The sequence below is a fragment of the Maribacter sp. BPC-D8 genome, assembly GCF_035207705.1.
Classification (GTDB): domain Bacteria; phylum Bacteroidota; class Bacteroidia; order Flavobacteriales; family Flavobacteriaceae; genus Maribacter.
Map to the genome: position 1 here is coordinate 2,947,468 of NZ_CP128187.1, position 23,306 is coordinate 2,970,773.

Here is a 23,306-nt window from a genome sequence, read left to right on the forward strand (position 1 = left end):
AAATTGAAGGTATTTAATTTTATGTAATAATAAAACAACTTAGCAATATCTTAAGAAGATTGCAAAAAAAAGCCCAACTATTACTAGTTGGGCTTTTATATAACTTAATGAAGCTTAATGATTCATTTCTTCTTCGTCTTTTTGTAACGGAATATGTTGTGGAATATAATCTTGACCTGGAATTATATACTCGCCATTATCATCAACCTTACTATAATCATAAGACCATCTATGAACTTCTGGTATAGCACCAGCCCAGTTACCGTGAACATGTTTCTGCTCAGCAGTCCATTCTAACGTATTAGATTTCCAAGGGTTTACTGGTCCAACCTTACCATAGAATACACTATAGATAAAGTTTGCAACGAACACTAATTGCGCAGCACCAGCTATAATAGCAAATACAGTCATTAATACTTGTATATCTGCAAGCTCATCAAACATTGGAAACGCTGTGTTTTCATAATATCTTCTTGGAACACCGGCCATACCAACAAAATGCATTGGAAAGAATACACCATAAGCAGCAACAGCAGTTACCCAAAAATGTACATAACCTAGATTCTTATTTAAAAGCTTTCCTTCGAACATTACAGGGAACCAATGGTACACACCTGCAAACAAACCATACAAGGCAGAAATACCCATTACTAAGTGGAAGTGAGCAATTACGAAATAAGTGTCATGAACATTAATATCTAATGTACTATCTCCTAAAATAATTCCTGTTAAACCACCTGTAATAAACGTTGATACAAAACCTATAGAAAACAACATCGCAGGATTTAATTGCAAATTACCTTTCCAGAGTGTTGTAATCCAGTTAAAAGCTTTTACCGCAGAAGGTATCGCAATTAATAAAGTTGTAAATGTAAATACAGAGCCTAAAAATGGATTCATACCAGAGATAAACATATGGTGACCCCATACAATTGTTGAAAGAAAAGCAATTGCAAGAATAGAAGCAATCATAGCTCGGTAACCAAATATAGGCTTACGTGCACTAGTAGCCATAATCTCAGATACTAATCCCATAGCTGGTAAAATCACAATATATACTTCAGGGTGCCCTAAGAACCAGAATAAATGTTCAAATAATACTGGAGAACCACCTTGATAATGTAAAACTTCACCTTGTATAAATATATCAGAAAGGAAGAAAGAAGTACCAAAACTTCTATCCATAATCAATAATAAAGCAGCAGACAATAAAACTGGGAAAGAAACAACCCCAATAATAGCCGTTACAAAGAAAGCCCAAATAGTTAGAGGCAATCTTGTCATAGACATTCCTTTAGTTCTTAAGTTTATAACTGTTACAATATAGTTCAAAGATCCTAATAGAGATGATGCTATGAATATGGCCATTGAAGTAAGCCATAATGTCATACCTAATCCAGAACCTGGTTGAGCCATTGGCAATGCACTTAATGGCGGATAGATTGTCCAACCAGCAGCTGCAGGACCAGCCTCAACAAACAATGAGATAACCATTATAACCGCAGAAAGAAAAAACAACCAAAATGATACCATGTTTAAGAAACCAGATGCCATATCTCGGGCACCAATTTGCAATGGAATTAACAGGTTGCTAAACGTACCACTTAAACCAGCAGTAAGAACAAAGAATACCATGATAGTACCATGCATAGTTACTAAAGCCAAATAAACATCGGCATCCATAACTCCACCTGGAGCCCATTTTCCTAAAAGGGCTTCAAATATTGGAAATGCCTCACCTGGCCAAGCCAATTGCATTCTAAATAATAAAGACATCGCAATACCAATAAAACCCATTATCAATACACCTGTTACAAGGTATTGTTTGGCAATCATTTTATGGTCTTGGCTAAAGATATACTTTGTTACAAAAGTTTCTTTATGATGATGTCCATGATCGTCGTGTGCGTGATCATCTACATGTGCATGTGCTGTTGCTGACATAATCGTAATCTTATTTTTATTAATTTTCTTATTATAGCTTTGTTGACTTGAGAATAAAAACTACTCTCCTATTGAAACTGAACTTACCGTATTAAATGCAGGACTAGACTCGTCTTTCATTACCATCTCAGCAAATGTTGACTGACCTTTCATCCATTCATTATATTCCTCTTCAGTTTCTACAATTATCTTCATCTGCATATTGTAGTGTGATTTTCCACAAATCTTATTACAAAGTAAGATATAATCAAACTCCCAAGGGTCAATTGCTTCGCCTGTTCTAACAGCTTTCTTTGCACGTAGCTTATTAGTTCTCTTCACTTTATCCACAACATCTTGATTCATTCTCATCTCCTCAGTTGTGTAAATAGGTGTAAACGAGAATTCAGTAATCATACCTGGTACACAGTTCATCTGTGCTCTAAAGTGAGGCATATAAGCAGAATGCAATACATCTTGTGAACGCATTTTAAAATTCACTTTTCTACCAACTGGTAAATGCAATTCTTTAACAATAACATCATCGTGTGCATACGTATCAGCTTCATCTAAACCTAATACATTTGCTTTATCTATATCGATCAATCTTACATTAGCACTTCCTAAAACATTATCTCCACCACCGTATCTAGCAGTCCAGTTAAATTGTTGTGCATAAAGTTCAACTATCAAAGGATCATCTTCATCATTAACATCCATAATGGTTGTCCATGTATATAATCCCCAAAGAATAAGACCAGCTAATACAATTACGGGTATGATTGTCCAGATAAACTCTAAACGATCATTATCTGCGTAAAACAATGCTTTTTGACCTTTTTTACCAGCATACTTATAACCAAAGTAATGTAATAATGCTTGTGTTAATGTCTGTACTATAAATATAATAACCATCGATACTAACATCAAGCTATCATATTCCTCTCCATGGGCAGAACCAGCATCAGGCAGTAAAAACTTACCGTATTTCCAGAAACTAAAAATTGTAATTCCGTAAATGAATACCAAGAATGCGAATAACATATATCCGTTATTCTTATTATCGCTATCCGTTGCTATTTGGTGCTGTTCCGTTTTAAGCTGAGATAATTCGAATATTTTAGTCAATTGCCAAATGGCAATGGCTACAAGAACAAGTACAGCTAAAGTTAATAATGTCGTCATTGTATATATAAATGTTATACTTACTTAATTACTAGTAATGAAAGTGTCTACTTTCTTCAATAAAAGGATTTCTTTTTGGTTGTAGCGGTTGTGTTGAAATAGCTCTAAAAATCCAGAATATAAATAGACCTGCAAAAAACAATACAGAACCAATTTCAGGTATACCAATGTACCAGTTATCACCAACAGTAGATGGCATAATGGCGTTAAAGATATCCATATAATGACCTGCAAGGATTACAATACCTGTTAAAATTACGAACCAATTGATTCTCTTATAATCACTATTCATCAATAATAGAACCGGGAACAAGAAGTTCATAGCCACCATACCAAAGAAAGGTAATCTGTAATCGGCAATTCTAGTGATGTAATATGTTACCTCTTCAGGTATGTTAGAATACCATATTAACATAAATTGAGAGAACCAAAGGTATGTCCAGAAGATACTAATACCGAACATAAATTTAGCCAAATCGTGAATGTGACTATTATTAACATCTGGCAAATGACCTTTAGATTTCAAATAGATAGTTACCATTGCAATAACGGTAATACCCGATACGAACATACTAGCAAAGATATACCAACCGAACAATGTACTAAACCAGTGTGGCTCAACACTCATAATCCAATCCCAAGACATGATAGACTCAGAGATAAGATAGAATACTAAGAAACCTGCAGATATTCTAAAATTCAACTTAAAGTTCGAATTATCATCTGATGCATCTTGAGCAATTGATAATTTTCTAGAATACTCTCTATATCCAATCCAACCCGCTAGAAAAATAGCAGCTCTAATCAAGAAGAACGTAGGATTTAAATATCCAGCTTTACCTTGAAGTAATGCATCATGAGCAACTACTGATTCATCCATCCAAATGAATAAGTGATTCATATGAAGTACAGAAAGAAGCAATATTACAAATACGATGATTCCACCAGGAACCAAGTAAGCAGTAATCCCTTCCATCACTCTAAATAACAAAGGAGACCAACCTGCCTGCGCAGCTCGTTGTATAGCATAAAATGCCAACACCCCTAATGATATCATAAAAAAGAAAAATGCTGCAACATATAATGCCGCCCAAGGTCTATTCTGTAATTGATCCAACAAATGCTGATCATGAGAAGAATCGTGTTCTTCGCCATGAGCTTCAGCAACAGCATGATCATTTTCTTTCGTTGCATGTTCAGCCTCTACTTCATGGGCATCACCATGACCTCCGTCATGACTTGCAACCATTTCTTTCGCCTCTGCTATAGTTCCAGGAGCCATAACAAATCCTCCAAGGATTCCTAATGCACCTACTATCATTAGAACGAAGGAAGCTATTTTAAGTCTATTTGAAAACGTATACATAGTATTGTTTACCTATTATTTGGTTAAATCTTGTTTCAGTGTCATTACATATTCAGATACTTGCCACATCTCTTCAGTATTCATTTGAGATGCATAAGAACCCATTGAATTCAATCCGTAATGAATTGTATAATATGTTGATCCTACTGTCAAGTTTCTTACTGGGTCTGCGTAACTAGGCACCCCTAATATCTTTTCTCTTTTTACAAGTGTTCCCTTACCATCACCTTTATCACCGTGACAAATTGCACAGTAAATAGTATATAATTGACCACCTTTAGCCAAGTTAGTTTCAACATTCATTGAATCTAATGGACTACTCTGCAATCTTGATAATTCTTTACCTTCTGGAGAATTTTCAATTTCGTAAGGCAACCAACCTCTATTAATAGTATTTGCCGGTGGTAACATAGCCTCAGATTCTCTTGGTAAAAAATCTACTTCACTATAAGTTTCGTAACCAACAGACTCATACATATTAGGCATGTACTGATAGTTTCTTGAACCCTCAGTCTTACATGCAGTCGCTACAATAGCTAAACCGAATAGTATTGCTAATTTCTTAAAACTGTTCATATTTAATGACTGTTTTTTTCTGATATATTAATTTCAACTGCACCAGTATCAATTAACAAATCTCTTAATTCTTGCTCGTTGTCATGGATTTCAATCTCCATTAAAAAATGATCATCCGTAGTTCTTACATCCGGATTCTCAGCTTCTTTAAAAGGCCATAATCTACTTCTTAGGTAGAAAGTAATAACCATTAAGTGGGCTGCAAAGAAAACCGTTAATTCGAACATAATTGGAACGAATGCGGGTAAGTTCTCTAGATAGCTAAAACTTGGCTTACCACCAATGTCTTGAGGCCAATCTTCGATCATGATATAATTCATCATAACAGTTGCTACAATAAGACCAATACAACCATATATAAAAGCTGTTATAGCCAATCTTGTTGGAGCCAATCCCATTGCCTTGTCTAATCCGTGTACAGGAAAAGGACAATATACCTCTTCAATATGAAGCTTTGCTGCTTTAACCCTTTTAACGGCAAGCATTAGCACATCATCATCATCGTAAAAAGCGTGTATAACTTTAGATGCCATATTTAACTTTTGTTATTTAATAAAATTCCTGCTTGTCCTGCCCAGTCATCACGTTGTGCTCTTCCTGGAAAAGAACCTGTTATAGAATCTAACAAATTATATTCACTCTCGGTCATTCTAGCTACTTGAGCAAATGTGTAAATTCCTATTTCATTCAAAGTAGCTTCCATTTGAGGGCCGATACCTTTAACTTTCTTCAAATCATCTGCCTCTTGTGTAGTTGCATCAAAAGTACCAACTGCACTTAACAAATCAGATACTCCAACTTTATCTCCAACAGTAGGAACTACTTCCCCCATTAAAACATCATCGGTAATCGGTTCCTTAACTTCAGCCTTTAACTTTGTAATTTGATACATCGGCTTACCAGAGTCTCTTAATGTCTTATACTTTTCACCTGATGCTTTCAAGATAGATTTTACCTCTGCCTGTGCAATTACAGGGAATGTTCTAGCATATAACAAGAACAATACAAAGAAGAAACCTATAGTACCAATAAAGATACCGATGTCAACAAATGTTGGTGAGAACATTGTCCAAGAAGATGGAAGGTAATCTCTATGTAAAGAGGTTACGATAATCACGAATCTTTCGAACCACATTCCTATGTTTACCACGATAGAAATAAAGAAAGAGAACATGATACTAGTTCTTAATTTTTTAAACCACATAAACTGTGGAGAGAATACATTACAAGTCATCATTGACCAGTATGCCCACCAGTAAGGTCCGGTTGCTCTGTTCAAGAAAGCGTACTGTTCGTACTCAACACCTGAGTACCACGCCATGAACAGCTCTGTAATGTAGGCACAACCTACAATAGAACCCGTTAACATAATTACAATGTTCATTAACTCAATATGCTGAATAGTAATGTAGTTTTCTAAATGACATACCTTTCTCATTATAATCAACAATGTATTCACCATTGCGAAACCAGAGAAGATTGCCCCTGCTACGAAGTACGGTGGAAAGATAGTTGTATGCCAACCTGGTATTACCGAAGTAGCAAAATCAAAAGATACAATGGTGTGTACAGATAATACTAAAGGTGTTGCAAGACCCGCAAGAACCAATGATACTTCTTCAAATCGCTGCCAATCTTTAGCACGACCAGTCCAACCGAAACTTAATAAACTGTATATCTTCTTTTGAAAAGGTAAAACCGCTCTATCACGAATCATCGCAAAATCAGGAAGAAGACCTGTCCACCAGAATACCAATGAAACCGATAGGTACGTTGATATCGCAAATACATCCCAAAGAAGTGGTGAGTTAAAGTTTACCCATAATGAACCAAATTGATTTGGAATTGGAAGTACCCAATAAGCCAACCAAGGACGACCCATGTGAATAATTGGAAACAAACCTGCCTGAACAACAGAGAAAATTGTCATTGCCTCTGCAGAACGGTTAATTGCCATTCTCCATTTCTGACGGAACAATAATAATACTGCCGAAATCAAAGTACCGGCGTGACCGATACCTACCCACCAAACGAAGTTGGTAATATCCCAAGCCCAGTTTACTGTTTTGTTAAGACCCCAAGTACCGATACCGGTAGAGACCGTATAAATAATACAACCTACTCCCCAAAGAAATGCCACTAAGGCAATGGAAAAAACTAACCACCAGAGTTTATTAGCTCTGCCTTCTACTGGAGCGGCAATATCCACAGTTACATCGTGGTAGCCTTTGTTCCCAATAACTAGGGGTTTACGTATAGGTGCTTCGTAATGCGACGCCATAGACTTTTGTTATAATTACTTTCTACTATTGTTTATGCTTCGTTGGTGTTTCTAACCTTTACGTGATAGAAAACATTTGGTTGAGTACCTACATGCTCCAATAAGTGGTACATACGGTCACTCGCTTTTAATTCTGCTACTTTACTCTTCTCATCATTAATATCACCAAATACAATGGCTCCATTACTACATGCTGAAGAACAAGCTGTTTGGAATTCTCCGTCAGCAATAACACGCCCATCTCTTTTAGCATCAAGAATAGTCTTTTGTGTTTTTTGAATACACATAGAACATTTTTCAATAACACCTCTAGAACGAACATTTACATCTGGGTTCAATACCATTTTACCCAAATCGTTATTCATATGGAAATCGAACTCGTCATTGTTATTATACAAGAACCAGTTAAATCTACGCACTTTATAAGGACAGTTGTTTGCACAATATCTTGTACCTACACATCTGTTATAAGCCATTTGATTTTGACCTTGTCTACCGTGTGATGTTGCCGCAACAGGACAAACAGTTTCACAAGGCGCATGGTTACAGTGTTGACACATTACAGGCTGAAAAGCAACCTGAGGATTAGCAGAAGGATCTTCTAACTCACCGAAACCTCCTAATGAACCAGCATCACCAAATAAACCATCAAAACCATCTTTCTTCTCATTATCACCTTCGAAAGTTTCTTCTGAAGAATAGTATCTATCGATACGCAACCAGTGCATATCTCTTGACTTTCTTACTTCAGCCTTACCAACAACTGGTACGTTATTCTCAGCATGACAAGCGATAACACAAGAACCACAACCGGTACAAGCATTTAAATCGATCGACATATTAAAATGATGCCCAATGGTACGATCAAAGCTATCCCACAAATCAACAGAAGTTGCAGGAACTTCTTGGTGATCTAAAGAAACCATAGGAACCTCATTCCACTCAGAATGATTTTTAGTATTGAATATCTCTAAAGTTGTTTCCTTTATGATATCTCCTCTACCCATAAGGGTTTTATGTAATTGAATACAAGCAAACTCATGGTTACCTGCTACTTTCTCTACACTTACAGATTGCGTAGCACTGAAACCGTCATACAAAACAAAGGCGTTCACCCCAGTTTGCATATCTTCTTTCAATCCTACTTTCTTACCATATCCTAAAGCAAGACCTACTGTACCTTTTGCTTGACCTGGCTGAACTACAACCGGAACTTGATCAACACTTACTCCATTTACAGTAAGCTTTACATAGTTACCATCCATACCGCCATTAGCGACATTTACATTCTCTACACCTAGCTCAACAGCATCAGCCTTAGAAATGGTAACATAATTATCCCAAGATACTCTTGTAATTGGATCAGGGAATTCTTGCAACCAAGGGTTACTTGCTTGCTGACCATCACCCATACCTACTTTTGAATATAAAGTAAGCTCCATACCGTCACTGGTAGTATTTGCTAAACTACGAATAGCAGAAGCCATAGAAGTATTAGTAACAACCTCAGTAGCATCTTCTACAACAGCAGATACATTTTGTGTAGCGCCTTCAGCATTAACAACCATAGTGTCTGCACTGAAAACACCATCTTGCAATGCCTGGTTCCAACTAGCTCCGTTAAGAATAGAAGAAGACCAAGTATCTTTTATATAATCATAATACGTTTGCTCGCTTCCTAGTAATCCTAAAACTACCGTTTGAAACTGCTTTGTATCAAATAATTCTTTAATTGTAGGTTGCATTAAACTATAATGCCCCTTTTTAATTTCAACATCACCCCAAGACTCCAAGTAGTGATTTGTAGACCCAACATACTGAACAGCTTCGGTAGTCTCGTTCCAGTTTGTTGAAAAAGCAACCGTAAGATCCACCTTAGACAAACCTTCTTTAAAATCAGCAGCGTTTGGCAAAGAATACATAGGATTAACCCCATCCATCAACAAAGCACCAACTCTACCTGCTTTCATATCGGCAATTAAAGCATTTACAGCTTTAACGCTACCTTTTCTAACATATTTAGGTGCAGCAACATCAAATGCCTTACTAGCTAACATTTCGTTAATAGCTAAAACGACCGCCTGAGCATTAACATCATCTAAACCAGTTACAACAACCGCACTAGAACCTGCCTTCTTAATTTCTACAGCTATAGAATCAACTAATGCATCATATTCAGAAGTGTTACCACCTACCGAAGTACCATTTAGTTTTCCGTATAATTTAGCTAAAACGACTTTCTGCGCACTTGGCTTCATAGCCACACGCTTATCTGCATTCGCACCAGTTAATGACATATTCGCCTCTAACTGTACGTGTCTTGACATTTTACCATTCTTCGGCACACGTCCTCTAGAATAACCGGCATCATATCCGCCACCTTGCCAATCAGCAATAAAATCTGCTCCAAAAGAAACAATAAGTCCAGATTTTTCAAAATCGTAATCCGCTAAAGCTCGCTCTCCATATTTATTTTCAAAAGCAGTTAAGGCAGCATCTTCAGAAATTGCGTCATAAGTAACATGAACAACATTTTCATTGGCTGCAACTAAATCTGACATTAAACGATCCGTTGACGGACTAGCGTATGTTTGCGTAAGTACAGCTATTTTTTTAGCAGAACCCTTCAGTCCGCTCATTTTAGCTTTTACTGCTGCATTCAATACATCCCATTCAACAGGCTCACCATTAGCCAATGGTCCTTGCAATCTAGTACTATCGTACAAAGAAAGAACAGAACCTTGAATTCTTGCATTTGCAGAACCTCCAATTTTAGCCAAGGTATTATTCTCAACTTTAATAGGACGACCTTCACGTGTCTTAATTAATATGCTTGCAAAATCAAATCCGTTAGCAATAGTTGTTGCGTAGTAATTCGCAACTCCTGGAACTATATTTTCTGGTAACACCACGTAAGGAATCGATTTTACAACCGGACCTTCACATGCTGCTAAAGAAGCAGCTGCGGTACTAAACCCAACATACTTCAAGAAATCTCTACGATTTGTACTTGTAGAAGACAAAGTTTCCTTGTCACCCAAGAAATCATCCACAGGAATCTGCTCTACAAATTCGTTCTGCTTTAGCGCCTCAACAATGGAATCGTTAGGATTTAACTCCGCCTCGTTTTTCCAATATTTTTTGTTTGATGCCATACGTATTATCTGTAATTAGCTTCTTTAAATTATTATTAATAGTGACATTTACCACATTCCAGTCCACCCAATTGAGCAGCTGTTAAATTCTCTACACCGTACTTCTTAGAAAGCTCAGCATGAATTTTCTCATAGTACTCATTACCTTCAACTTTCACGTTTGTTTCTCTATGGCAATCAATACACCAACCCATTGTTAATGGAGAATATTGATACATAATTTCCATTTCCTCTACAGGACCGTGACAAGTTTGACATTCAACACCAGCAACAGAAACGTGTTGTGAGTGATTGAAATAAGCAAAATCAGGAAGGTTATGAATTCTAACCCATTCTACAGGCTGGCTCTCACCAGTGTAACCTTGAGTTTCTTCATCCCAACCAACTGCTTTATACAACTTCTTAATCTCACCAGTATAGAATTCGTTTGTGTAACCGTTCTCTAAATCTTCTTGAGAAGGACCCTCAGGATTACCAGTATACTCATAAACTGACTTATGACAGTTCATACATACATTTAATGACGGTATACCTGATGTCTTAGAAACTCTAGCTGAAGAGTGACAATACTTACATTCAATTTTATTATCACCAGCATGAACCTTATGAGAATAATGTATTGGCTGAATAGGCGCGTAACCTTGATCAACACCAACTTGCATCATCCATCCGTACGCGAAATACGCACTACCCAACAATAAGATAATTGCAGTAACCAAAACCAAAAATTGATTTTGAGCGAATGCTTTCCAAATAGGCGTTCTTTTTGCAGCATTGTCTTTCTCAAGAACAATACCGTTTGCCTGAGCTATACGTTGTAACGTTTTATTCACCAACAACAACATAACCACCAACAAACCAAACACAAGCACCAAAGCACCTAATATAACCTCGTTAGAAACACCAGCAGAACCTGTAGTTGCAGCAGCAGCTTGAGCATCACCTGCTGCAGGAGCTGGCGCAGCAGCCGGAGCAGCAGCGGTATAAGCTAATATATCATCAATATCACCATCTGATAATGTTGGAAAAGCAGTCATTGCCGCTTGATTGTACTCTGCATAAAGCTTGTTAGCATAAGCATCTCCTGATTTGATAACACCAGGACTATTCTTAATCCAAGCGTATAACCAATCTTTACCTAAGCCTTCATCTTCACTTAATCTACTTTCTACATTTTCTAATGCAGGTCCGGTCATCTTACGATTCAACGCATGACAAGCCGCGCAGTTCTGATTGAACAATGCTTTACCATTTTTTGCATCTCCAGCACCAGCAGCTACCTCAGTAGTTGCTTCGTCAGCAGCAGGAGCATCCTGTGCTGTTAACGGACTTGCAAAAAGCAAAAAAACTATTAGGGATAAACCTAAAATTTTAGAAAACTGATTTCGGTTTGGAACCTTTTTCATATTATCGAATATTTCTATCGGAATCTTGGCATGATTTTGGTCATAGATGAAACCAATTACAATCCACCAAATGCCTAAATCGAAGACAAAAATACGACATAGTCTTTATTTGGAAAATGTTAATGTATCTATAATTTACAATTTAGAAATATTCTAAATAGATCCTGATTTATTTGTTTGATCCTTAATAAATTACTTTTGTCAATAACGAAAATAAAATTAAAAATAGGTTATGAAAATTCTAAGTACCATAGTGGTTTTTGCTTGTTTTGCTCAATTTAGCTATGCGCAAGGTGCAAATGTGAACATTGAACAAAACCCAAAGATTGACCAATTGCTAGAAATCTATAAATCTTCTCTAAGCAATAATGAATATTATAGAATACAGGTTGGTTTTGGAAATTACGCCAAAGCACAAAGAATAAAAGCAAATGTTGAGGAAGATTTTCCAGATTTGTCTTCTAAAATAGATTTCGACTCACCTACTTACAGAGTTAGAGTCGGTAGATTCACTTCTAAATTAGATGCAGAACGAAAGTTTAATGAGGTTCGAATTAAGTATCCTGATGCCATGTTATTAAAACCAAAAAAATCGACCAAATAGGTCGATTTTTTTTTGCTTTATTTTTAAAGAGATTTAAAAAACTCTTCTATTAAAATCCTATTTAGATTTCAATTTCTTCTTCACTGCAACCTCTTGGAATGCTTCGACGATATCACCTTCAATGATATCATTATAGTTTTTGATCTGAAGACCACAGTCATATCCTTTTGCTACTTCTCTAACATCATCTTTAAATCGCTTTAAAGAAGTCAATGTACCAGTGTATATTACAACACTATCACGTATCAATCGAATATTAGAATTTCTAAAGATTTTACCACTAGTTACCATACAACCTGCAATGGTACCAATTTTAGATATCTTGAATGTCTCTCTAATCTCAGCAGTACCAGATATCTCTTCTTTCATTTCTGGAGACAACATACCTTCCATCGCATCTTTAAGATCATTGATCGCTGCATATATAATAGAATACATACGGATATCAATTTCTTCTTTTTCAGCGATTGCTTTAGCATTACCCATTGGCCTTACATTAAAACCAATTATAACAGCATCTGAAGCTGAAGCTAACAACACATCTGATTCTGTAATAGGACCAACTGCTTTGTGAATGATATTTACTTGAATTTCATCGGTAGATAATTTCTGGAAAGAATCTGTAAGTGCCTCAACAGAACCATCAACATCACCTTTAAGGATAATATTAAGCTCTTTGAAATCACCTAATGCAATTCTACGTCCGATTTCATCAAGGGTTATATGACGTTGCGTTCTAACAGACTGCTCACGTTGTAATTGAGATCTTCTTGAAGCAATTTGTTTTGCCTCACGTTCATCTTCTAACACATAGAACTTATCACCTGCTTGAGAAGCACCATCAAGACCTAAAATAGATATTGGTGTAGACGGTCCAGCCTCTTTAACACTATGACCTCTTTCATCTTGCATTGCCTTTATCTTACCACTAGTGGTACCAGCTAATACATAATCACCTATTTTAAGTGTACCCGACTGTACTAATACAGTAGATACATAACCTTTACCTTTATCTAAGAAAGCTTCTACTACAGTACCTGTAGCTTGCTTATCTGGATTCGCTTTTAACTCTAACAATTCTGCTTCAAGTAAAACCTTCTCCAATAACTCTTTAACACCTAAACCAGTTTTAGCAGAAATATCATGAGATTGTATTTTACCACCCCAATCTTCAACCAATAAGTTCATTTGTGCTAAACCTTCTTTAATCTTATCTGGGTTAGCTGTAGACTTATCTACTTTGTTTATTGCAAAAACGATTGGCACACCAGCAGCTTGCGCATGACTAATTGCTTCTTTCGTTTGTGGCATAATATCATCATCTGCCGCTATTACAATAATTGCAATATCTGTAACCTGAGCACCCCTTGCACGCATCGCGGTAAACGCTTCGTGACCCGGTGTATCCAAGAAAGCAATACGCTCTCCATTATCAAGAGTTACTCCATATGCACCAATGTGTTGTGTAATACCACCACTTTCACCGGCTATAACATTTTCTTTACGGATATAATCCAATAAAGAAGTTTTACCGTGATCCACGTGACCCATTACAGTAACAATAGGCGCTCTTGATTTTAAATCTTCAGGAGCATCAACCTCTTCAACTATACTTTCTTCAATATCAGCAGTAACGAAATCTACCTCATAACCAAACTCATCAGCTACAATAGATAATGTTTCAGCATCTAAACGCTGATTCATTGTTACCATTAATCCTAATGACATACAAGCTGAAATAATTTCAGTCGTAGAAACACCCATCATAGTTGCAACCTCAGTTGCTGTAACAAACTCAGTAACTTTAAGTACTTTGTTCTCTAATTCCTGTTGTTCTAGATCTTTCTCAGTTTGCTCACGATGCTGATCTCTTTTACTTCTTCTGTACTTAGCCCCTTTACCCTTCTTAGATTTACCTTGAAGTTTTTCTAGAGTTTCACGTACTTGCTTTTGAACATCTTCTTCAGTAGGCTCTACCTTTGCAACAGGTGCAAATCTTCCTCTACCTTTATTTCTATCACCAGTATTACCGGTACTTCTACTTTGACCAGGACCAGAAGGATTTTTTGTAACAATTCTTCTACGTCGCTTTTTACGATCAACAGCACCAGCAGCAGGTTTTTTATCTTCCTTCTTTTTCTTAGGCTTCTCAAATTTGCTAAGATCGATTTTCTCTCCCGCAATTTTCGGACCTGATAATTTCTGATATTGAGTCTCAATAGTCTTCGGAGCTTCAAGTTCTGGAGCAACTTCAGCTACTGGCTCTACCTTAGTAGATTCCTTTTTAACTTCTGGCTTTTTAGTCTCTTCAACTTTAGGCGCAGCCGCTTTCGGAGCTTCAACTTTAGGTTCTTCTTTCTTAACCTCTGGTTTCTTCACCGGTTGAGAAACTATCTTAGGTCCTTGTAAAACAACCTTTCTAGTTTCTTTAACCTCAACCTTAGGCACAGCTTTTTCCTCCACTTTCGGAGCAACCTTTTCCTCAGCTTTCGGAGTCTCCTTAACAGGTTCTTCCTTAACTTTTTTCTTAGGATTAAGATCTATTTTACCGACCATTTTAGGTCCGGAAAGTTCAACCTTACCAACCAAAGCTTTCTCTTCAGATTCAGCGTTTCTTCGCTCACGGGATAAGCGACGATCTTCTTGTTCTTTTTCTAATCGAACTCGAATTGCCTCCTTCTCCTTACGCTTCTCCTCGCCAACTTCCTTTGAAGCTACCTTTTTACTCTTATCCGTCTGGAACTCGTCAAGCAAAACTTGATAAACATCATCGGAAATTTTTGTGGTAGGCCTCGCTTCCACATCATGTCCTTTTCCGTTAAGAAAGTCCACTGCCCTATCCAAGGAAATATTAAGTTCACGAAGAACTTTATTAAGCCTTATTTTTGCATTGTCTGCCATAAATACTGATTCCCGTTCTTTTATTTAAGTGCTAATATATAGCTAATCTTCTAATTCTTCTTTTAGGATACGCACAACTTCTAAAATAGTTTCCTCTTCTAAATCTGTACGCTTCACTAAATCGTTAACATCTTGTTCTAAGACGCTACGTGCTGTATCAAATCCGATCTTCTTGAATTCTTCTATAATCCAAGCATCGATTTCATCAGAGAACTCTGTCAATTCAACATCTTCCTCTACTCCTTCACGGAATACATCTATCTCATAACCAGTCAATTGACCAGCTAATCTAATATTATGCCCACCTCTACCAATAGCTTTAGAAACCTCTTCTGGCTTTAAGTAAACTTGCGCTGTCATCTTCTCATCATTCAACTTAACAGAAGAAACTCTTGCCGGACTCAATGCTCTAGTAACTAACAATTGAGGGTTAGCTGTCCAGTTAATAACATCGATATTTTCATTACCTAATTCACGAACAATACCATGAATTCTCGATCCTTTCATACCTACACAGGCACCTACCGGATCAATACGATCATCATAAGAGTCTACAGCAACCTTCGCTTTTTCCCCTGGTATTCTTACTACTTTTTTAACCGTAATTAAACCATCGAACACCTCTGGAATTTCTTGAAAGAATAATTGCTCCAAGAATTTAGGTGAACTTCTAGACATTATAATAGAAGGTTTTGCTCCTTTTAATTCTACGCTTTCGATTATACCTCTAACATTATCACCTTTACGGAAGAAATCTGAAGGTATCTGTCTATCTTTTGGCAAGATTATTTCATTACCTTCATCATCTAACAAAATTATAGCTTTATGACGAATGTGATGAACCTCTGCCGTATATATTTCGCCCTCTAAATCTTTAAAGTGCTTATAAATAGTTGTATTATCATGCTCATGAATTTTAGAAATAAGATTTTGACGTAATGCCAAAATAGCTCTTCTTCCTAAATCAATCAACTTCACCTCTTCAGATACATCTTCACCAACTTCAAAATCTGGCTCAATTTTACGAGCAGCAGTTAATGAAATTTCTTCATTCGGTTCTTCAACTTCACCATCGTTTACAACGATACGGTTTCTCCAAATTTCTAAATCACCTTTATCTGGGTTGATAATGATATCAAAGTTATCATCTGAACCAAACTTCTTTTTAAGCGCATTTCTAAAAACATCTTCCAAAATGGCCATCAATGTTACCCTGTCTATGAACTTATCGTCCTTAAACTCTGAGAAAGATTCAATTAACGCAATATTTTCCATTGGTAATTACAATTAAAATTTTAATACAACTTTTGCTTTAATAATATCTGAAAAATTTACTTCTTCTTTTTTCTGAACGGTCACTTTTCCTTTACCAATTAGCTTAGGCTCTCTAGCTTTCCACTCCAAAATAATAGAATTATCATTTACGGCGGTCAAATTTCCTTCAAACTTATCGTCATTTGTACGAACTTCAAGTTTTCTACCAATATTCTTAACATATTGACGAGGCAAAACCAACGGAGCCGCTGCACCTGCAGAGGCAACCTCAAGGGAAAAATCGTGTTCTTCACGATCTAAATCATTTTCAATAGCCCTACTTATTTTTATACAATCACTAACCGTAACCCCATGGTCACCGTCTATTACCACATGAATGCTATTATCAGCACCCATAGTGAAATCGATTAAAAATAGGGAGGGATCTTCTTGAAGACCTTGTTCCAATAATTCTTTTACTTTTTCCTTTAGCATAAATAATAAGTAATAAAAGAGGGGACTAATTGTCCCCTCATGAATACTTTTATATCCTTTCAGCTTTGCAAATATACAATAAATTTAATTTCCTACAATAGTCTATTTACACCTAATTCATTCAATATGAAAACAATCAAAATAAATAATAAATACAACAAAAATTAAACGCTTTTAGAAATTATCTTATTTTTAGCCTAACACCAACCAAAATAACATTAATGGAAATTCTTACGTCTTACAACCTAATTATAGGTGCATCACTAATTGTTGTATTGTCTTTCTTTTTTAACGGCATCTCTAAAAAAACCAACATACCGGCTGTACTCATGCTTATTGTCTTGGGTATTCTAATCAAAATAGGACTTGAATTTTTTATCCCAGAAATACCAGATTTCAAAGGTTCATTAGAAATTCTTGGCACCGTAGGTCTTATAATGATTGTTTTAGAAGCTGCTTTAGAATTAGAATTAAAGAAAGAAAAACTATGGCCAATTTTAAAATCTATGGCAATCGCCCTAATTGGCTTAGTTGGCTCTGCTTATGTAGCCGCTTTAATTCTAAATCAATTCATACCTAATATGACCATGCAATCTGCATGGTTATACGCTACACCGTTATCCATATTATCTAGTGCTATAATTATACCTAGCGTTGGCGGACTAAGCGAGGAAAAAAAAGAATTCCACATCTACGAGAGTACCTTTTCTGATATCATGGGTATTATGATGTTTTACTTTTTAACAGGAAAACTTGACCCCGCAGAAGATACTGGGGTTGTCGGTTTTGGAATAAACCTGGTCGTCACCATAGTTATTGCTTTGGTCGCTAGCTACGCCATTATACTAGTCTTTCAACGTATTAAAAGCCAAGCCAAGCTATTCTTACTTATCTCGGTGCTACTACTTCTTTATGCTATTGGAAAGAAAATGCACTTATCTTCTTTAATCATTATACTTGTTTTTGGGTTAATCGTTAAGAATGTGAATTTGTTCTTTCCTGGGAAAACAAAGATTTTTCTAGAAAACGAACGAATGCAACAAATTTACCACGAACTACATATTGTCACTCTCGAAACAGCATTTGTAGTTCGTACTTTTTTCTTTGTAATATTTGGTATTACTATTGTATTATCATCACTGTTAAGCGTTAACGTAGCAATTGTTAGCTTACTTATAATAGCATCTATCTATATAATACGCTTTTTGGTACTCATTGTTTTTGTTGGCAAGGACATGCTGCCGCAATTATTTATTGCCCCAAGAGGATTGATTACGGTATTGTTATTCTACGCCATACCGATGAAGGCACAAATTGAAGGTTTCGAATCTGGTATTCTACTGTTCGTTATAATTGCTACAAGCTTAGTAATGACATGGGCCATGATTCGGGATAAACGTAAAATGGGCACTATGTTAGATGAAATTGACGAAGAGATTGCAGAAAGAAATTTAGCTGAAGATGCAATTAGGCAGTCGGAAAGTGAAGAACTTATCGAACCTAAAAATGACGCTCCTGAGCAAATAAGCCCTGAGGATTCTCACTAAGACGGATTACAAATCTGTCTTAATCACAACAAAAATTGAAAGAGTTATTGCGGCATAAATGAAGCGTGCACTTCAACTTGTTCACTGTACGCCTGTGGTTCAGATTCTTCTAAACTATCTACTTCTTTACGAAAACGAAGTATCATAAGAGTATCTAACTGCTGATCGATACTATCTTTTAATACTCTCCAGTTAGAAGAGTTCATTTTATTATTGTACTCCATAATCTTATTAAAGCGATCTAAATTATAGCGATTCGCCTTCCAAGCATGGGCAGTACTTTCTTCGTGTTTTACGTCTTGCATGTAGAATCCGATTCCAAATCCAAGTAAAACAACAATCAATAATATCTTTAAAACTTTTGGAGAGAGTTTCATAGGGTTAAGTTCTTTAGGGTACCAAAGTAAATAATAACATAATCGAAATGGTTTCTTTTCCGATGAATTTGTAACGTTATCGGACTAAATGTACAAAAATACTTACATACAGCTCATCATTTCTACATATTCAACTTTTAAACATGCATGAATAGCGAAGGTCTTACAGTTCAAATTCAAATAAAATGATATAAATCATAAAAACAAAAATCCCGATATCAAATGATATCAGGATTTTCTATGTTCTCTTAGTTGGCCCACAAGGATTCGAACCTTGAATGACGGTACCAAAAACCGAAGTGTTACCATTACACCATGGGCCAATACCTTTTTAAGAGGCTGCAAATTTAAAACAAAGTTTTGTTTCACCAAACATTTTTTTAAGTAAAAATGAAAAAAATCTACTTTACCCATGTTAAAGGTTTATAAAAATAGTTCATTCCTTTCTATATTAATTAGTAAATTCGCCACTTAGGTTTAACCCAAGCTTCATGTTTTCAAAGAACTACCACAAGTGGGACACTATATTAGGATGGTCCGTATTTTTCATAGCACTTATTACATACTACATTACCGTAGAACCCACTAACAGTTTTTGGGATGCGGGCGAGTATATAGCAACTGCTGCTAAGCTTCAAGTGGGTCACCCACCAGGAGCTCCTTTACTACAAATGATAGGTGCATTCTTTGCCATGTTCGCTTTAGAACCTAGCCAAGTTGCAATGATGGTCAACCTAGTGTCTGGTGTTTCAAGTGCTTTTACCATTTTATTCATGTTCTGGACGATTACAAATATCACCAGAAAACTAATCGATAATGACGGTCCGTTAACTAACAGTAAAGCAATTGCCGTATTTGGTAGTGCTTTAGTTGGATCTCTCGCATTTACTTACTCTGATAGTTTTTGGTTTAATGCCGTAGAAACTGAAGTGTACGCCATGGCAAGTTTTATAATGGCCTTATTACTATGGATGGGTTTAAAATGGGTCGATAATCTAGATGATCCGCGAGGTAACAAATGGATCGTATTAATCTCTTTCGTGGTAGGTCTTACTTTCGGTATACAATTTATGGGCTTTTTGGCAATACCATCAATTGGGCTACTTTATTATTTTAAAACCTACAAAGAGACTACTGTAAAGAACTTTTTACTGGCAAACATTATAGTTATTGCCATTTTAATGTTGGTCTATAAATTTTCTCTTACTTATATTCTTCAACTTTTCGGTTGGGGAGAAGTGTTCTTCATTAATAGTATTGGACTACCATTTAACTCTGGATCTATTATTATTGGTTTACTATTCATAGCAGCTTTTTACTTTGCTCTAAACTATACACGAAAAAATAATTACAGAACAGGGAACACTATTGTTCTTTGTATGATGTTTTTATTCTTAGGCTTTTCATCTTGGTTAATGTTACCGATTAGAGCAAATGCCAAGGTTGTTATCAATGAGAACAATCCAGAAGATGCACGAGCACTTTTAGCATATTACAATAGAGAGCAGTACCCAGGTGTTGATAGCCCTGTTTACGGTACCTATTATTCAGACATGTTTGCACCTGCGGGTGAAGATCAAGACGGCAAACCAAAGTATGAGAAAGATTATGCGCTTGGCAAATATATTATTGTAAACAAATATGTAGATGCTGTTCAAGGTCCTAATCCAAAACACCAAGGCCTGCTACCTAGAATGTGGAGCTCACAAAATGCAGAAAACTACATGCGCTACTTTGGGGCATTAGATTTCAAAATCACCCAGCCAAATCTAGAATTAAGACAAGCAGCAAAACAAATTAAAATAGGTTTTGCAAATGGTGACATCGGCGCTGACCAATACATTAGCTTTTTAAAGCGTTTTGATGAGTACATAGAAGTACAGCCACCAACCGTTTGGGACAATGTAAAGTATATGGTAGAATTTCAATTCAACTATATGTACTTGCGTTATTTCATGTGGAATTTTGTTGGAAAACAAAATGATGTTCAAGGTCGTTACAATGAAAATGGTAACTGGTTAAGTGGTATAAATGCGATTGACAGCATGCGATTAGGCAGTCAAGATAACCTACCTAGCGATATACAAAACAACCCAGGCAGAAATACCTATTTCTTTTTGCCTTTAATTTTAGGAATTATCGGTATTGTTTTTCAGGTCTCAAAAGACAAAAAGCAATTTTGGGTATTGCTCATATTCTTCCTATTTACTGGTTTGGCTATTCAATTTTACACCAACCCAGGTATTTTTCAACCTCGTGAACGAGATTATTCATTAGTAGGGTCATTCTATGTTTTTGCCCTTTGGATAGGTTTAGGAGTATACGGACTTTATGATAGTTTTAAAGATTGGATTACGCCTAAAATATTAGCACCTGTAGTAGTTGTCGTCACTTTACTTGCTGTACCAACAGTAATGGCTGTACAAAACTGGGATGACCATGATAGATCGGGCAGATTCACTGCAAATTCATCTGCAAAAGCATATTTAGATTCATGTCAAGAAGATGTTGGCGCTATATTATTCACCATCGGAGATAACGACACCTTCCCTATTTGGTATGCACAAGAAATTGAGAACTATAGAACCGACGTACGTATTGTCTGTACCAGTCTTTTTGAAACAGATTGGTATGTAGATCAAATGAAGGTTGCTGCATATGAAAGCGCACCAATACCTTCTCAAATTACACACGAGAAATATAGATTAGGATCACGAGATGTCTTATACCACCAAGGTATTACAGAAAACAGATGGCCAATTAAAGATTTCATCAACTGGATCGATAGTGACAAACCTAGAACAAAACTTAAATATTTATTTGAACAAAACGGAGCAGACCTAAGTCAGTATTCTGAAGATACTCAAAACATGGTCTACTACCCTACCAATAAAATTAGGGTTCCTGTAAACAAACAAAATGTATTGAGCAGCGGCTTGGTTAAAGAAAAAGATGCCGACCTTATTGTAGAATATATTGATATTGACCTACCAGGCGCAATAACGAAGAAGAGCATGATGATGCTAGATATCTTAGCGAACAATGACTGGAAACGACCTTTATACTTCTCTGGAGGTAGTTTTGACGATGCTGAATACCTTTGGATGAAAGATTACCTTCAACTAGATGGCTTAGCATATAAACTAGTACCTATTCGTACAGAAAGACCTAACGCATTTGAACTTGGTCGTATCGATACAGACCTAATGTATGATATCGTTACCGGATGGGATTGGGGCAATGCAGGTGGTGACATTTACCATGATACTCAAACACGTATTCAAAGTGTTTCTTTTAGAGGAAACTTGGCTCGTTTGACAGAGGCGTTGATCAAAGAAAACAAAATGGACAGGGCTAAAGATATTATCGAAATATCGTTAACCAATATGCCAGTTGACAAATTTGGGTATTACACATTAATAGAACCTTTTATAGACGGTTACTATAAAGTTGGCGAAGGCGATAAAGCACGTGCCCTCTTCGAAAAACTAAAAAAGAAGTACCAAGAAAGATTAGAGTATTATGCTTCTACAAGTTTAGACGAACAATACAGCAATATTGATGATATCATCGCAGATATGGAAGCATACAGACGTAATATAGATATCATTATCACTAATGATAATGAAGATATGGCCGAGAAAGAAACATTGATATTCAACGAGTACATCGACAAGTTTCAACACTTCTACAAAGATGAAGATGATATGGACATGCGTGAAGAAATGCAACAGCCCAATCCAGATATGATGGATACGGTACCAGTATCTGATACTATTCTACCAGACAATACCAAAACCGAGATCATAGAATAAAAGATGCTGTTGAAAATAATGCACAATAAAAAAGCTTTGAGTCTCCACTCAAAGCTTTTTTTTATTTTAAAATTGTGATAGTTTAAACGTATTCTTTCAGAATACCCATTAGCGTAGTAGCATCTTGCTCACCACTTTGTCGCCATACCATTTCACCTTTTTTATAAATCATAAGTGTAGGTAGACCTTTAACACGTAGCGCTTGAGAAAGCTCTTTGTTCTTATCCACATCAATCTTTATAACCTTACCTCTATTACCTAAGGCAGCGGCCACATCTCTTAATACAGAATGCATTGCAGTCGACTGTTCGTTCCACTCTGCATAAAAATCAAGTAGAACGGGTACCTTTAAATCTATTAGCTCACCAAATTTGGACATAAAAAATGCTTTTCTTAGTTATCCAAATGTAATAAAAATTGT

16 protein-coding genes and 1 tRNA gene are annotated in these 23,306 nt (G+C 36.2%); 3 read left to right on the forward strand and 14 right to left on the reverse strand.

Going from position 1 to position 23,306, the window contains the following annotated elements:
* Window positions 1-114: 114 nt before the first annotated feature.
* The 8 genes from QSV08_RS13160 to QSV08_RS13195 are packed head-to-tail and all read right to left on the reverse strand — an operon-like array spanning window position 115 to window position 11,892.
* On the reverse strand, window positions 115-1,944 hold the full coding sequence (locus QSV08_RS13160; RefSeq protein ID WP_324023812.1) for a cytochrome c oxidase subunit I: 1,830 nt from the start codon (window positions 1,942-1,944) through the stop codon (window positions 115-117).
* A 60-nt stretch (window positions 1,945-2,004) separates the two neighbouring features.
* A complete protein-coding gene (locus tag QSV08_RS13165) occupies window positions 2,005-3,108 on the reverse strand; it encodes a cytochrome c oxidase subunit II (RefSeq protein ID WP_324023814.1) in 1,104 nt (367 codons plus the stop codon).
* A 31-nt stretch (window positions 3,109-3,139) separates the two neighbouring features.
* Complete coding sequence (locus QSV08_RS13170) at window positions 3,140-4,474, reverse strand: quinol:cytochrome C oxidoreductase (RefSeq protein ID WP_324023816.1); 1,335 nt, start codon at window positions 4,472-4,474, stop codon at window positions 3,140-3,142.
* Between the two features lie 15 nt (window positions 4,475-4,489).
* On the reverse strand, window positions 4,490-5,050 hold the full coding sequence (locus QSV08_RS13175) for a c-type cytochrome (RefSeq protein ID WP_324023818.1): 561 nt from the start codon (window positions 5,048-5,050) through the stop codon (window positions 4,490-4,492).
* 2 nt (window positions 5,051-5,052) lie between these two features.
* Entirely contained in the window at window positions 5,053-5,583 is a 531-nt protein-coding gene (locus QSV08_RS13180; RefSeq protein ID WP_324023820.1) for a DUF3341 domain-containing protein, read from the reverse strand.
* Window positions 5,584-5,585: 2 nt separating this feature from the next.
* Window positions 5,586-7,331, reverse strand: coding sequence for an NrfD/PsrC family molybdoenzyme membrane anchor subunit (gene nrfD, locus QSV08_RS13185; protein ID WP_324023822.1), 1,746 nt, complete (start codon window positions 7,329-7,331; stop codon window positions 5,586-5,588).
* A 32-nt stretch (window positions 7,332-7,363) separates the two neighbouring features.
* Entirely contained in the window at window positions 7,364-10,486 is a 3,123-nt protein-coding gene (locus QSV08_RS13190; protein ID WP_324023824.1) for a TAT-variant-translocated molybdopterin oxidoreductase, read from the reverse strand.
* Window positions 10,487-10,521: 35 nt separating this feature from the next.
* The gene (locus QSV08_RS13195) at window positions 10,522-11,892 is read right to left on the reverse strand and encodes a c-type cytochrome (protein WP_324023826.1); all 1,371 of its coding nucleotides are present in this window, start codon (window positions 11,890-11,892) and stop codon (window positions 10,522-10,524) included.
* 232 nt (window positions 11,893-12,124) lie between these two features.
* Here QSV08_RS13195 and QSV08_RS13200 point away from each other — a divergent pair, with 232 nt between their 5' ends.
* Window positions 12,125-12,496, forward strand: coding sequence for an SPOR domain-containing protein (locus tag QSV08_RS13200; protein ID WP_073242347.1), 372 nt, complete (start codon window positions 12,125-12,127; stop codon window positions 12,494-12,496).
* Between the two features lie 57 nt (window positions 12,497-12,553).
* Here the strand turns inward: QSV08_RS13200 and infB are convergent, their stop codons facing one another.
* Genes infB through rimP form a run of 3 tightly spaced genes read right to left on the reverse strand, consistent with a single transcriptional unit; the run spans window position 12,554 to window position 17,146 of the window.
* On the reverse strand, window positions 12,554-15,397 hold the full coding sequence (gene infB, locus QSV08_RS13205) for a translation initiation factor IF-2 (protein WP_324023828.1): 2,844 nt from the start codon (window positions 15,395-15,397) through the stop codon (window positions 12,554-12,556).
* A 42-nt stretch (window positions 15,398-15,439) separates the two neighbouring features.
* On the reverse strand, window positions 15,440-16,672 hold the full coding sequence (gene nusA, locus QSV08_RS13210; protein ID WP_324023830.1) for a transcription termination factor NusA: 1,233 nt from the start codon (window positions 16,670-16,672) through the stop codon (window positions 15,440-15,442).
* A gap of 12 nt (window positions 16,673-16,684) precedes the next feature.
* Window positions 16,685-17,146 carry a ribosome assembly cofactor RimP gene (gene rimP / locus QSV08_RS13215; protein ID WP_324023831.1) on the reverse strand — a complete coding sequence of 154 codons (462 nt, stop codon included), beginning with the start codon at window positions 17,144-17,146 and terminating at the stop codon, window positions 16,685-16,687.
* Window positions 17,147-17,367: 221 nt separating this feature from the next.
* Here rimP and QSV08_RS13220 point away from each other — a divergent pair, with 221 nt between their 5' ends.
* Window positions 17,368-18,693: a cation:proton antiporter gene (locus QSV08_RS13220; RefSeq protein ID WP_324023833.1), complete on the forward strand. Its 1,326-nt coding sequence runs from the start codon at window positions 17,368-17,370 to the stop codon at window positions 18,691-18,693.
* A gap of 44 nt (window positions 18,694-18,737) precedes the next feature.
* Here QSV08_RS13220 and QSV08_RS13225 read toward each other — a convergent pair whose 3' ends face one another.
* Both QSV08_RS13225 and QSV08_RS13230 read right to left on the reverse strand, forming a co-directional pair.
* Window positions 18,738-19,070 (reverse strand): hypothetical protein, encoded by a 333-nt coding sequence (locus QSV08_RS13225; RefSeq protein WP_324023835.1) that lies wholly within the window; start codon window positions 19,068-19,070, stop codon window positions 18,738-18,740.
* A gap of 252 nt (window positions 19,071-19,322) precedes the next feature.
* Window positions 19,323-19,393 (reverse strand) — tRNA-Gln (locus QSV08_RS13230).
* 168 nt (window positions 19,394-19,561) lie between these two features.
* Here QSV08_RS13230 and QSV08_RS13235 point away from each other — a divergent pair.
* Window positions 19,562-22,885, forward strand: a complete 3,324-nt coding sequence (locus QSV08_RS13235) for a DUF2723 domain-containing protein (protein WP_324023837.1) — start codon at window positions 19,562-19,564, stop codon at window positions 22,883-22,885.
* A gap of 82 nt (window positions 22,886-22,967) precedes the next feature.
* Here the strand turns inward: QSV08_RS13235 and QSV08_RS13240 are convergent, their stop codons facing one another.
* A complete protein-coding gene (locus QSV08_RS13240) occupies window positions 22,968-23,264 on the reverse strand; it encodes a thioredoxin family protein (protein WP_073242336.1) in 297 nt (98 codons plus the stop codon).
* Window positions 23,265-23,306 lie beyond the last annotated feature (42 nt).